This is a genomic window from Streptosporangium sp. NPDC020145 (genome assembly GCF_040631275.1).
In the GTDB taxonomy this organism is placed as follows: domain Bacteria; phylum Actinomycetota; class Actinomycetes; order Streptosporangiales; family Streptosporangiaceae; genus Streptosporangium.
Genome location: NZ_JBEXZT010000001.1, coordinates 392,446 through 404,147, shown reverse-complemented (window position 1 = coordinate 404,147; position 11,702 = coordinate 392,446). Strand labels below are relative to the sequence as shown.

The 11,702-nt window shown below is 70.3% G+C and carries 14 protein-coding genes; 7 read left to right on the top strand and 7 right to left on the bottom strand.

Annotated features, from left to right (window positions below; translation table 11 throughout):
* Window positions 1-172: 172 nt before the first annotated feature.
* Window positions 173-367 carry a hypothetical protein gene (locus ABZ463_RS01710; RefSeq protein ID WP_362771951.1) on the bottom strand — a complete coding sequence of 65 codons (195 nt, stop codon included), beginning with the start codon at window positions 365-367 and terminating at the stop codon, window positions 173-175.
* 487 nt (window positions 368-854) lie between these two features.
* A complete protein-coding gene (locus ABZ463_RS01705) occupies window positions 855-1,457 on the bottom strand; it encodes a GNAT family N-acetyltransferase (RefSeq protein ID WP_362771949.1) in 603 nt (200 codons plus the stop codon).
* A 238-nt stretch (window positions 1,458-1,695) separates the two neighbouring features.
* On the opposite strand from ABZ463_RS01705, the gene ABZ463_RS01700 reads away from it, so the two are divergent.
* Together ABZ463_RS01700 and ABZ463_RS01695 are read left to right on the top strand one after the other, a co-directional pair.
* Window positions 1,696-2,358: a GPP34 family phosphoprotein gene (locus ABZ463_RS01700; protein WP_362771947.1), complete on the top strand. Its 663-nt coding sequence runs from the start codon at window positions 1,696-1,698 to the stop codon at window positions 2,356-2,358.
* Between the two features lie 264 nt (window positions 2,359-2,622).
* Window positions 2,623-2,922, top strand: a complete 300-nt coding sequence (locus ABZ463_RS01695; protein ID WP_362771945.1) for a hypothetical protein — start codon at window positions 2,623-2,625, stop codon at window positions 2,920-2,922.
* Between the two features lie 249 nt (window positions 2,923-3,171).
* Here the strand turns inward: ABZ463_RS01695 and ABZ463_RS01690 are convergent, their stop codons facing one another.
* Window positions 3,172-3,570, bottom strand: a complete 399-nt coding sequence (locus ABZ463_RS01690) for an SRPBCC family protein (RefSeq protein ID WP_362771943.1) — start codon at window positions 3,568-3,570, stop codon at window positions 3,172-3,174.
* Window positions 3,571-3,722: 152 nt separating this feature from the next.
* On the opposite strand from ABZ463_RS01690, the gene ABZ463_RS01685 reads away from it, so the two are divergent.
* Window positions 3,723-4,718, top strand: a complete 996-nt coding sequence (locus ABZ463_RS01685) for a siderophore-interacting protein (RefSeq protein WP_362771941.1) — start codon at window positions 3,723-3,725, stop codon at window positions 4,716-4,718.
* A 13-nt stretch (window positions 4,719-4,731) separates the two neighbouring features.
* On the opposite strand, the gene ABZ463_RS01680 is transcribed toward ABZ463_RS01685, so the two are convergent.
* Window positions 4,732-5,031: an HGxxPAAW family protein gene (locus ABZ463_RS01680; RefSeq protein ID WP_362771939.1), complete on the bottom strand. Its 300-nt coding sequence runs from the start codon at window positions 5,029-5,031 to the stop codon at window positions 4,732-4,734.
* Window positions 5,032-5,101: 70 nt separating this feature from the next.
* On the opposite strand from ABZ463_RS01680, the gene ABZ463_RS01675 reads away from it, so the two are divergent.
* Together ABZ463_RS01675 and ABZ463_RS01670 are read left to right on the top strand one after the other, a co-directional pair.
* Window positions 5,102-5,584 carry a MarR family transcriptional regulator gene (locus ABZ463_RS01675; RefSeq protein ID WP_352015779.1) on the top strand — a complete coding sequence of 161 codons (483 nt, stop codon included), beginning with the start codon at window positions 5,102-5,104 and terminating at the stop codon, window positions 5,582-5,584.
* 180 nt (window positions 5,585-5,764) lie between these two features.
* A complete protein-coding gene (locus tag ABZ463_RS01670) occupies window positions 5,765-6,406 on the top strand; it encodes a response regulator transcription factor (protein WP_352015780.1) in 642 nt (213 codons plus the stop codon).
* A 24-nt stretch (window positions 6,407-6,430) separates the two neighbouring features.
* On the opposite strand, the gene cydB is transcribed toward ABZ463_RS01670, so the two are convergent.
* The 3 genes from cydB to ABZ463_RS01655 form a co-directional block, all read right to left on the bottom strand.
* Window positions 6,431-7,414, bottom strand: a complete 984-nt coding sequence (gene cydB, locus ABZ463_RS01665; RefSeq protein WP_352015781.1) for a cytochrome d ubiquinol oxidase subunit II — start codon at window positions 7,412-7,414, stop codon at window positions 6,431-6,433.
* A gap of 13 nt (window positions 7,415-7,427) precedes the next feature.
* Complete coding sequence (locus tag ABZ463_RS01660) at window positions 7,428-8,813, bottom strand: cytochrome ubiquinol oxidase subunit I (RefSeq protein ID WP_362771936.1); 1,386 nt, start codon at window positions 8,811-8,813, stop codon at window positions 7,428-7,430.
* A gap of 100 nt (window positions 8,814-8,913) precedes the next feature.
* The gene (locus tag ABZ463_RS01655) at window positions 8,914-9,762 is read right to left on the bottom strand and encodes a universal stress protein (RefSeq protein WP_362771934.1); all 849 of its coding nucleotides are present in this window, start codon (window positions 9,760-9,762) and stop codon (window positions 8,914-8,916) included.
* Window positions 9,763-10,038: 276 nt separating this feature from the next.
* Here ABZ463_RS01655 and ABZ463_RS01650 point away from each other — a divergent pair, with 276 nt between their 5' ends.
* Complete coding sequence (locus ABZ463_RS01650; RefSeq protein WP_362771932.1) at window positions 10,039-10,512, top strand: hypothetical protein; 474 nt, start codon at window positions 10,039-10,041, stop codon at window positions 10,510-10,512.
* A gap of 77 nt (window positions 10,513-10,589) precedes the next feature.
* Window positions 10,590-11,687, top strand: a complete 1,098-nt coding sequence (locus ABZ463_RS01645; protein WP_362771930.1) for an LLM class flavin-dependent oxidoreductase — start codon at window positions 10,590-10,592, stop codon at window positions 11,685-11,687.
* Window positions 11,688-11,702: the final 15 nt, after the last annotated feature.

Here is an 11,702-nt window from a genome sequence, read left to right as displayed (position 1 = left end):
CGCCCTCAGGGATCGGTACCTGTGACGGTGATGCGCGGAACGCTAATGCCCCGCACCGACAATCCCGTACTCGACGGCCTGCCACGTCGGCCGTACGCCCCGGTTTCCGGTGTGGAACGCGCCGGGGCCCGTGCCCGCGCGTGCGCCGCGCGGGGTCCTTGTCCGTCCCCTGTCAGGAGTGCCGGGCGTCCGGCCTCCGGCCCCCGGGCACGAAGGGCCGGGGGCGGTCGCGGTTCAGGGGGTCACCGCTGCCGAAGCCGCCCGTCACCGGCGTGCGGGAAGCGGCGTCCGGCCGGACGGCCCGGTTTCCCGCGCCGTCGTCCCCCGAGATGCCGAACATCGAAACCAACCGGATCGTCCTGGTCACCGGACTCCCCCATGCGCCCCGTCTCCCTGTTTCCGTCCACCACAAACCGGCTCAACACCTAAAATAACCATTTATCGAGACTTAGTAAATAAAAGACATTTCTGTCATACATAGTTTGTTTCACGCGCTTACCCGAAGCGACACGGAGCCCTACCTCTCGGGCGCCGTCACGGCCGGTATCCGGCCGGCCCCGGGCGACCACGGCCACTACCGCCAGGCGAAACACATTCACATACGGTCGCCACCGGCCGAAAGCGTGCCCAATTACCTTTGACCGGAAATCGTCGGCGCCCGATGAACACCGCCCTGACTTTCCGATATGGCGGACGGTGAGGAGCCGGTCAAAACCCGTGACCGTCACCGATGGCGGGGTGGCGAAACCGCTCTGTGAAACTCCGCCCTTGAGCGACATCCGAACGGCCGACGGCGACGGCGAGCCGGTTCGGGCGGAGCCACCCCTCGCGCCGGCGAAGCTTGGGCGAAGGCGTCACCGGCCTGGCAGCGGACGAAGGTCCAGGATCATGTCGAACGACCGCGCGCCGTCCCTCCCGGTGAAGGAGCCGACCAGCCGGAAGCCGTGCTTCTCGTAGTAACGGATGGCACGTGGGTTGTCGGCGAGAACGCCGCCGAACAGGATGATTCTCTTCCTGCCGAAACGTTGTGCGACATCCACGACGAGGGGGAAGATCCGCGTCCCCACCCCCCTCCCCTGGTAGTCGTCGGCCAGGCTGAGGCCGAAGCGACAGTCCGTCGCCTCCAGGTGGATGCCGGCCTCCCGATAGCGGGCGATGCCCGCCGGATGGAGATCGAGACTGAATTCGACGAGGCCGACGATCCTGCCGGACGACACGTCCTCAAGCACCAGCCTGAGCTTGTCGTAACGCGCGATCGCGTCACACAGCTTCCGGGCAGCCCCGAGGTCGTACCCGTCGAAGGGACTCAGTCGCCTCGATTCGGCGGACAGTTCCTCAAGGAGGCCTGCAAGACGCTCCGCGTCGGCGTGCACAAGCGGCCGGAAGACGACCTCCGAACCGTCGTTCAGGTTCAGGCGACGCGTCAGGACAAGCGGGTCTTCGGCGACCGCCGCCAATGTGAGCACCTCAGCAACCCCTTCCCGCCCAATCCCCGGTGGCGTGAACCTACTGATCACCGACCTCCGGTGGCAACGCGCGGTGTTCGATGTCACAGGGCGCCGTGGGCGGAACACGGCAGGCATCCGGCCAGGAGAGCCCTGGTACTCGGCGCGTTCGCAACCTCCGCCCTCACCGCCGCGCGCCCCGCCCGCGCACTGAGCCTCGCGGCGATCTTCCACGGCACATAATGAGCCCATGTGGCACTTGTCCCTGCCCGGGGAGTTCCTGCTCCTCGCGCACCAGAAGTCCGGCAGGGTGCGTGACTCCGAGCAGGTGGCCTACGGCTGCGCCGCCGCTGAGCTCGGCGAACTCGCGCTGCGCCGCAGGCTGCGGGTACGCGTCCGCAAGTCCGAACTGTTCGGTTTCGAGGTCTACCGCCTCAGCGGCATGATCGAGCTGCTGGACACCGGCCGCACCGGTCTCGGCTGGGCCGACGACCTGCTGGACGCGCTGCAGTCCGGCTCGGAGATGCACAAGTGGCTGCGCCATCGCCGCCGCGCGGCTCTCACCCTGCACCGCGACGCGCTGATCGAGCTGGGCCTGCTACGCCACCGGCCCGGCAGGTTCCTGGCCGGAGAACGTCACCATCCTGATCCGTCGGCCCGCGGCTCGCTCATCGCCCGATTACGCGCCGTCTACGACCAGCGGGCCCCGCTTGACGAGCGTCTGCTGTTCCTGAGCGACCTCGTGGACGGCGCGGGGCTCGCCGGAGAGCTCGGCCTCAGACTGAGCTGGCAGCAACGCAAGGACCGCGCCCGCGGCGTCGGGGCCGTGCTGGCCTTCCCCGAGGACCTGCGTGACACCAGCACCGTGCTGGGCGGCGCCATACCGAGCCCGCGCAGCGGAGGCGGCGGTTGAGGCGGTGACGGCGGCGGCGAGGCCGGTCGGCCGCCGTAAAGAAAGCCTCTCTTCCAGACCGGAAGGCGACAGTGCGCCCTACGCATAGACCGGTGCGCCCGCAGCCAATGACGCATCAGCGCGGAACATGAGTGAATTGCCCCGGACGTTCAACGTGCCAGACGGGGAAAGCGCGGGCCGTGGAATTACCTCCTTGCGATTCTCCGCGCCGGCGAGAAAAGGGGGGCTCTCATGTTTCGGCCTAATCGCAAGATCGGAATCGCCTTGTCCACGGCGGCGCTGGTGACCGGCGTCGCCGCTGTTCAGGCGAACGCGACCGCCGCCCGGGAGCGGATCACTCCGGCGTCCGCAGCCGTCGCCGGAGGTACGGCACCGGCCTGTGTCGGCCGGGAGGTGCACGAGAACATCAAAGTGGCCCGGGTCGCAAACGGCTGTGGCGGAACGATGAGGGTGAGGATCACCATCGACAATGGCCCCGACAACTCCTGTTACTCCCTGAAAAACGGCCAGGCTCTTACCTTCCGCTGGAACCTGGGCTCCTATGACCGCACCGTGACCTGCTAGCCATGGCCTCCCCGCGCGGGCCTGCCGCGCATCCTGCCGCCGTGCTGGACGCCGGGCCGCCGGGCGATGACCGGCCTGGCGTGGGCCCGGAACCCTCATTCATCTGTTCCGCAAGGCGACCTACGCGACTCGCCGGTTTCCGTTCGGCCGTTTCGCACCTCACCAAAGGATGGAAGGGCCGCGACGCCGGGACGGGTCCCGGCGTCACCCCGGCGTCACCCCGGCGTCACAGCCTCCGGCGACCCGCTCTCAGGCCAGCTGCCGTACCTGCTCGGCGAGCCTGGCCAGGCTCTCGTCGAGCGCGCGCTCGACGTACTCGCCGGGTGGCGGGTGCTCCTCCTCGAAGAACGACAGGTGTACGGTCACCTCGCTCTCCTGGGGGGAGATGCCGGCCACCTGCAGCCAGCCCGCGTAGCTGTCGTCGTCGCGGGTGCCCCACTCCATCCGGAGCTGGTCACGCTCCGCCTGGAACAGGCCTCGGGCGTCGCGCCCCGTCTCGTCCTCGTGCACCGTGACGGCGGGCAGGTCGTCCGGCCGTACGTGCAGGTCCCTGGGCAGCCAGCGGTCGATACTGTCCAGGTCGCTCGCCCGGTCGAAGACCTGTTCCGCGGAGGCGGAGATCCTGCGGGAGCGCTCATGCTCACTCATCGTGTTCACCTTCCTCTCTGCCGACACCTGATCCGTGTCCCGAATGTCGGGTTCTAACCGCCCAACCGCACCCGAAAAGAGAGTAGGTTAGCCTTACCTTTGTTTCGCCCCGGGACCGTCTCCGGCGGCACACGCAGAGGAAGGCACAGCCGATGATCGACCCGTTCCGCTTCTTCCACGTACAGGTGAGCGGGCTGCGGCGGCTCAGCCCCTCCTTCCTGCGGGTCACCTTCACCGGCGACGACCTCGACCTGTTCGCGGACAACGGGTTCGACCAGCGCATCAAACTCGTCCTCCCCCACGAAGGGCCTCGCGAGAAGGCCCGTGGAGAGCACCGCTTCGCCCATCTGCCGACCGGCTCCGACTGGTACGCCCGCTGGCGCGCCCTGCCCGCCGGGCTGCGCAACCCCTTCCGCACCTACACCGTCAGAGCCGTACGGCACGGCCTCCGCGAGGTCGACCTCGACATCGTCATGCACGAGGCCGCGCACGCGACGGCGCACGCGGCCGCGCGCGAGGCCACGCATGGAACCGGGAGGCTCACCCCGACCTGCGCTCCCGGCCCCGTCGCCCGCTGGGCCCGTGCCGTACGGCCCGGTGACGAGGCCGTGCTGCTCGGGCCGGACGCCCGGCACGGGGGCGAGCCGACGGGGATCGAGTTCCGCCTGCCCGAGGGGGACGGGCCGATACTGCTGGCCGGTGACGAGACCGCCGTTCCCGCCGTCGCCTCGATCCTCGAACGCCTGCCCCGCGACCGGCGCGGCGAGGTCCTGCTCGAGGTGCCGTGCGCGGCGGACGTCCTCGACCTCGACGCGCCGGAGGGGGTGGCCGTCACGTGGCTGCCGCGCGACGGCGCCGGGCACGGCGAACTGCTGGTGCCCGCCGTACGGGCCGCCGCCGACCGGCTGCTGCCCACCCCTGGCCGACCGGCCGCCCCGCAGGGTCTTCCCGAGGTCGACGTGGACAGCGAGATCCTGTGGGAGGTGCCGCCGGAGGGGCGGGAGGCCGGTTCGGTGTACGCGTGGCTGGCCGGCGAGGCGGCTGTGATCAGGACGCTCCGCCGCCACCTGGTCGCCGAGCGCGGCCTCGACCGGCGCTCGGTCGCCTTCATGGGCTACTGGCGGGCGGGCCGCGCCGAGTCCGCCTGAGCGCCGGTCTCGATCAGGCCCTCCCCGCCAACCGGCACGCGAGACAGTCGCGATGGCCGGTCATGGGGTCCTTCACCCGCCAGTCCCGCCGCCCGGCGGGCCGGGGGCCGCTCGGCTTGCCCCAGCCCGCCAGGTGCAACGCCCAGGTGACCAGGCCGGCACAGAGGATCGCTCCGGCGCCGAGCCAGAGGCCGGGCGTCCATCCGGCGCACATGGCCAGGCCCACCGCGGAGAAGCCGGCCAGGCCGATGAGGCATCCGGTCCATCCCGCGACGGTGTGTCCCAGATCGACGTCACCGTGCACACCGCTCATTGCCTCTCCTCGGCGAACGTAGAATACTTATCTCACGTAATAATTATCTTAGATGCTAAGGAGAATGCCTGTGGAGGGCAAGCCGCGGCCCGAGGCGACGGCGGAGCGGGCCCTGGCCGGGATGGACGGCCTCATCGCGCTCAGCCTCGTCGGCCAGCAGCACATCGCCCAGCGTCTCGGGCTGAACACGACGGACCTGACCTGCCTGGGCCACATCATGGGGGCCGGGCGACAGCCGATCAGCGCGGGCGAGCTGGCCGAGCGGGCCGGCCTCACCACCGGTGCCGTCACCGGCGTGCTGAACCGCCTCGAACAGGCCGGATACGCCCGCAGGCAGGCCGATCCCGCCGACCGGCGCCGGGTGCTGGTCGTCGCCGACACCTCGGCCGCCGCCCGTGTCGCCGCCGTCTACGAGCCCTTCTACCGGCGGCTCTCCGACCTGTTCGCCGACTACACGCCCGACGAGATCGGCGTACTGGCCGACTGGTTCACCCGCGCGACGGCCCTCATGCGGACCTCCCTTGAGGAGATCGGACGGGAGCCGTCCCCCTGAGCCTGTGACCCCGAGAGGCCCCGGCATGCCCTTCGCACCGGCGGCCCCCATGTCACGGCCGTCGTCGAGGACCACCGGCCAGGGGAACCTCCCGCCCGGCCTGAGCCGCGAGGGTCTTGAGGAGGTCATCGGGGACCAAGGTCCCTACCCCGCACGGCCACAAGCGACTAGCTTCGGAGCATGATTCGCGTGTTTCTCGTGGACGATCACGAGGTGGTACGGCGGGGCGTCGCGGCCCTGCTGGAGTCCGAGGACGACATCGAGGTCGTCGGGGAGGCGGGAACCGCGGAGTCGGCGATCGCCCGCATCCCGGCGTTGCGGCCGGACGTCGCGGTGCTGGACGTGCGGCTCCCCGACGGCAGCGGCATCGACGTGTGCCGGGAGGTCCGCTCGGCGACGCCGGGGGTGGCCTGCCTGATGCTGACCTCCTTCGCCGACGACGACGCCCTGTTCACGGCGGTGATGGCGGGGGCGTCCGGATACGTGCTCAAGCAGATCCACGGCTCCGACCTGATCGGCGCGGTGCGGACGGTGGCCTCCGGCCAGTCGCTGCTCGACCCGCAGACCACCGCCAGCATGCTCGCCCGGCTGCGCGACCAGGCGACCCGCAAGGACCCGGTCGAGGCGCTGTCGGAGCAGGAGCGCCACATCCTGGAGCTGATCGGCGAGGGCCTGACGAACCGGCAGATCGGCGAGCGGATGTTCCTGGCCGAGAAGACGGTGAAGAACTACGTGTCCAACCTGCTGTCCAAGCTCAACATGCAGCGCCGTACCCAGGTGGCCGCGCTGGCGGCGCGGATGAAGACGGACCGCGACCGGTGAGAGCGCTCCCGCGCTCTCCTGGCCTCACGCCCCCACGCGGGCGCCGGTGACCCGGCGGCGGAAGACCCAGTAGGTCCACCCCTGGTAGAACAGGACAAGTGGGGTGAAGATCACCGCGACCCAGGTCATCACCGTCAGCGTGTAGGGCGTCGAGGCCGCGTCGCGCACGTTCAGGCTGTTGGCCGGGTCGAGCGCGGGCATCACGTTGGGCCACAGGCTGCCGAACAGCGTGACGGTGACCGCGATGATCGCCACCGCGCTGGCCGTGAACGCCCAGCCGTCCCGGCCGCGCAGCGTCGCCAGGAGCGCGCCCGCGATCGCCGCGGCGGCCACCGCGACGGTGACCCAGGTGGCGGCCTTGCCCACGGTGAGCTGGGTGGCCAGCAGGAAGGCGCCGCCCACCAGGAGCGCGCCGACGGCCAGTCTCCCGGCCAGGGCGGCCGAGCGGGCCCGTAGGTCGCCGCCGGTGCGCAGGGTCAGGAACACGGCGCCGTGCAGGGTGAACAGGGTGAGCGTCGCCAGGCCACCCAGCAGGGCGTACGGGTTGAGCAGGGTGAGCAGCGAACCGGTGTACTCGTGGTCGGCGTCCAGCGGGACGCCCCTGACGATGTTGGCGAACGCCACGCCCCACAGGAAGGCCGGCAGCAGGGAGCCGAGGAACATGGCCCGGTCCCAGCTCCGCGGGCTGTCGCTCTTGCCGCGGTACTCGATGGCCACGCCACGCAGGATCAGCGCGACCAGGATGAGGAAGAGCGGCAGGTAGAAGCCGGAGAACAGGGTGGCGTACCACTCGGGGAAGGCGGCGAAGGTCGCGCCTCCCGCGACGATCAGCCAGACCTCGTTGCCGTCCCAGACCGGCCCGATCGTGGCCAGGATCGACCTGCGGTCGTCGTCGTCCCCGCCGAGGACCGGCAGCAGGACACCGACCCCGAAGTCAAAGCCCTCCAGGACGAAGTAACCGGTCCACAGCAGGGCGATGAGCAGGAACCAGACGGTCGTGAGCTCCATGAACGTTCCTTGGTCAGTAGGACAGGACGGGCGCCTCGCCCGTGCTCTCCGGTTCCGGTTCGTCCTCCGGGCCGCGCCGGACGAACTTCATCAGCAGCGCGACCTCGATCACCGCGAGCACCCCGTAGAGCAGGGTGAACCCGCTGAGGGTGATCGCGGCCTCGGCGACGCCGACACCGGGTGAGACCGAGTCGGCGGTGCGCATCCGCCCGAAGACGGTCCACGGCTGGCGGCCCATCTCCGTGAAGATCCACCCCAGCGAGTTGGCGAGCAGCGGCAGGCCGATACCCCAGACCGCGACCCAGTACGGCCAGCGGCTCCTGGGCAGCCGGTTCCCCCTGATGAGCCACAGACCGGCCAGCGCGACCAGGGCGGCCAGCACGCCGAACCCGATCATCAGGCGGAAGGACCAGTAGGTGAGGCCGATGATGGGCCGGTAGTCACCGGGGCCGTACTTCAGCTGGTAGCGGGCCTGGATGTCGTTGATGCCCTCGACCCGTCCGTGCAGGGTGTCGGTCGCCAGCAGGCTCAGGCCGTACGGGATCTGGATGTTGATGTGGTTCCGGCCGTTGCGGACGTCGCCGACGGCGAAGATCGAGAAGCCCGCGGAGGTCTCGTCGTCCCACAGCGCCTCGGCCGCGGCCATCTTCATCGGCTGCTGCCTGGTCATGATCTGCGCCTGCAGGTGGCCGCTGATCACGACGCCCAGCGCCGCGGCCAGGGTGACGACCATCCCGAGGCGGGCGGCGGGGCGGAACAGGTCCACGTGCCTCTTCTTGAGGAGCTGCCAGGCGCTCACCCCGACGACGAACATCCCGGCCGAGACGAACGCTCCGAAGATGACGTGCGGAAAGGTGATCAGGTTCGTGGAGTTGGTGAGCACCGCCCAGATGTCGACGAGTTCGGCGCGGCCGGACTTCGGGTTGAGCCTGAAGCCGACCGGGTGCTGCATCCACGAATTCGCAGCAAGGATGAAATATCCGGAAATCGTGGTGCCGATCGCCGCCGCCCAGATCGTCGCCAGGTGCAGTCCGGGGGACAGCCTGTCCCATCCGAAGATCCACAGGCCCAGGAAGGTGGATTCGAGGAAGAAGGCGATCAGGCCCTCCATCGCCAGCGGGGCGCCGAACACGTCACCGACGAAACGGGAGTAGTCACTCCAGTTCATTCCGAACTGGAACTCCTGCACGATGCCGGTCACCACTCCCATCGCGAAGTTGATCAGGAAGAGCTTCCCGAAGAACTTCGTCAGCCGCAGGTAGGCGGGCTTCCTCGTGCGGTACCACGCCGTCTGCAGACCGGCCACGACGGCGGACAGGCCGATCGTCAGCGGGACGAAGAAGAAGTGGTAGACCGTCGTTATCCCGAACTGCCAGCGCGACAGGTCCAAGACGTCCATGGGTGGTGCTCCGTCTCACAGATGCCGTCCCGGAACCCGGGAGACCCGCCGCGGAACCGCGGGCCTCCCTTAAAAGGACTTATGTCCTGACCATTACCCCTCAGGCCTTGGCCCGTACCACGGCCACCGGGCAGGAGGCGTGGTGCAGGACCCCGTGGCTGACCGATCCCAGTACGGCCGAGCCGAACCCGCCCAGCCCCCGTGACCCGACGACCACCAGGCCGGCGGCCTTGGAGGCCTCGCCGAGGGCGAACACGGGGTGCTCGAACAGCACCGTCTGCTCGACCTCGACCTCCGGGTGCCGCTCCCGCCACGGCGCCAGGATCTCGGTGGCGAGCCGTTCCTCGGTGCCGGAGATGTCCTCGATCAGCGGTGTGTAGGCGACGGAGCCGACCGCCATGACGGGCAGCTGCCAGGCGTGCAGGGCACGCAGCCCGGCGCCGCGGCGGGCGGCCTCCCCGAAGGCGTACTCCAGTGCGGCCTCGGACTCGGGCGAGCCGTCGAACCCGACGACGACTCCGCCGTGCCCTCCGTGCTCCTCGCCCCTGACGACCACGACGGGGACCGCCACGTGCCCGGCCAGCGAGAGTGAGACGGAGCCGAGCAGCAGCCCGGCGAACCCGCCCCGGCCCCGGCTGCCGATCACGATCTGCTCGGCGTCCTCCGCCTCCCGCCGCAGGACCTCGACGGGCCTGCCCGTCTCAAGGGAGGTGGTGACGTCGACGCCGGGGGCGCGCCCGCGCGCGAGGCTCGCGGCGGTCTCCAGCACTCCCCTCGCCTCCTCCGTCAGGGACTCCTCAAGCTCCCTCGGGGTCCCGCGCCGCCAGTCCTCGCGCACGTGGACGATCCGCAGCGCGCCGCCGCGCCGTACCGCGTCCTCTGCCGCCCACCCGACCGCGGCCTCCGCCGAGGGCGAACCGTCGGTCCCCACCACCACATGTGCCGTCATCCCGGCCTCCTGTCACGTCTGTCCTCATCCGATCACCGTCCCGCCCCGGGACTCACCGGCCGAAGGTCCCCTTCGGCCGGGACCTGTGTCCCTTCCCCGGGCGGGACGAACCATCCGGGCGCCCGTAGAGGACACAGCGGGCACGACCGATACGGCGGGCACGGCGGGTACGGCCCGCCCCGGCTGGGCATATTCAGGGGATCGCCCGCCGGGGTTTCCGCGGGGAGACGAACCGTGGAGACCGGGGGCCCGCGCACACGGATTCGGGGGACGCGCATGAATCTCACAGCCGGAGTCACCGCCGCCGCGGCGGGCATCACCGCCCTGGACACCGTCGGCTACCTGGACATGGTCGTGCGCGGCCGTCCCGCGAGCGACGTCCCGGCCGAGGCCGCGGACGAGCTGGCGGGACGGGCCGGGATCGACCTGGGGCACGGCGAGGAGGGCGACAGCAGGCGTACGGGCCTGGGAGCGCTGCTGGGCTACACCGCCGGTCTCGGGGTCGGCGTGCTGTACGGCCTGCTCCCCGGCGGACGGCGCCCGGCGCTGCCGCTGGCCGCGCTCGGGTTGTCACTGGCCGCGATGGCCGCGAGCGACATCCCTCTCGCGGCGGCCGGGGTGACCGACCCGCGGCGCTGGGACGCGGCCTCGTGGGTTTCCGACCTCCTGCCGCATCTCGCCTACGGGCTGACGACGGCCGTGGTCTACGACCGGCTCACCCGCCCTGGCCGCCGGCGGGGAAGGCGCTGACGGGGACGGGAATAGCCGGGAACCGCACCCTGTTCCCGTAGTTGAAACTTCAACCAAGAGGGAGGGCGGCGAGGATCATGCAGTTCGGAATCTTCACCGTCGGGGACGTCACGACCGACCCGACCACGGGCAGGACGCCCACCGAGCACGAGCGGATCAAGGCCACGGTCGCCATCGCGCTCAAGGCCGAGGAGGTCGGGCTGGACGTCTTCGCGACCGGAGAGCACCACAACCCGCCCTTCGTGCCGTCGTCGCCGACGACCCTGCTCGGTTACATCGCCGCCAGGACCGACAGGCTCATCCTCTCCACGGCCACGACGCTGATCACCACGAACGACCCGGTCAAGATCGCCGAGGACTTCGCGACGCTGCAGCACCTGGCGGACGGGCGGGTCGACCTGATGCTCGGCCGGGGCAACACCGGCCCGGTCTACCCGTGGTTCGGCAAGGACATCCGCCAGGGCATCCCGCTGGCCATCGAGAACTACGCGCTGCTGCACCAGCTGTGGCACGAGGACGTCGTGGACTGGCAGGGCCGCTTCCGCACCCCGCTGCAGTCCTTCACCGCGACGCCCAGGCCGCTGGACGGCGTGCCGCCGTTCGTCTGGCACGGCTCGATCCGCAGCCCCGAGATCGCCGAGCAGGCCGCCTACTACGGCGACGGCTTCTTCGCCAACAACATCTTCTGGCCCAAGGAGCACTTCCAGCGCCTGGTCGAGCTGTACCGGGAGCGCTTCGCCCACTACGGGCACGGCACCCCGGAGCAGGCGATCGTCGGGCTCGGCGGCCAGGTGTTCATGCGCCGCAACTCCCAGGACGCGGTGCGCGAGTTCCGGCCCTACTTCGACAACGCGCCCGTGTACGGCCACGGCCCCTCACTTGAGGAGTTCACCGAGCAGACCCCGCTCACGGTCGGCAGCCCGCAGGAGGTCATCGACAGGACCCTGACCTTCAGGGAGAGCTTCGGCGACTACCAGCGCCAGCTGTTCCTGATGGACCACGCGGGCCTGCCGCTGAAGACCGTGCTGGAGCAGCTCGACATCCTGGGCGAGGAGGTCGTGCCCGTGCTGCGCAGGGAGTTCGCCGCCGGACGGCCCGAAGGGGTGCCCGACGGCCCGACCCACGCCGTCCTCGTCGCCGCGGAGCGGGAGCGCGACACCGCCGAGGCCCGATAGAAGCCGTACGGAACA

Excerpts from the sequence above, each read along its gene's own strand:
- ABZ463_RS01700 (WP_362771947.1), top strand. The coding sequence starts at position 1,696 with ATGTGGCACTTGTCCCTGCCCGGGGAGTTCCTGCTCCTCGCGCACCAG.
- ABZ463_RS01690 (WP_362771943.1), bottom strand. The coding sequence starts at position 3,570 with ATGAGTGAGCATGAGCGCTCCCGCAGGATCTCCGCCTCCGCGGAACAG.
- ABZ463_RS01685 (WP_362771941.1), top strand. The coding sequence starts at position 3,723 with ATGATCGACCCGTTCCGCTTCTTCCACGTACAGGTGAGCGGGCTGCGG.
- ABZ463_RS01680 (WP_362771939.1), bottom strand. The coding sequence starts at position 5,031 with ATGAGCGGTGTGCACGGTGACGTCGATCTGGGACACACCGTCGCGGGA.
- ABZ463_RS01670 (WP_352015780.1), top strand. The coding sequence starts at position 5,765 with ATGATTCGCGTGTTTCTCGTGGACGATCACGAGGTGGTACGGCGGGGC.
- cydB (WP_352015781.1), bottom strand. The coding sequence starts at position 7,414 with ATGGAGCTCACGACCGTCTGGTTCCTGCTCATCGCCCTGCTGTGGACC.
- ABZ463_RS01660 (WP_362771936.1), bottom strand. The coding sequence starts at position 8,813 with ATGGACGTCTTGGACCTGTCGCGCTGGCAGTTCGGGATAACGACGGTC.
- ABZ463_RS01655 (WP_362771934.1), bottom strand. The coding sequence starts at position 9,762 with ATGACGGCACATGTGGTGGTGGGGACCGACGGTTCGCCCTCGGCGGAG.
- ABZ463_RS01650 (WP_362771932.1), top strand. The coding sequence starts at position 10,039 with ATGAATCTCACAGCCGGAGTCACCGCCGCCGCGGCGGGCATCACCGCC.
- ABZ463_RS01645 (WP_362771930.1), top strand. The coding sequence starts at position 10,590 with ATGCAGTTCGGAATCTTCACCGTCGGGGACGTCACGACCGACCCGACC.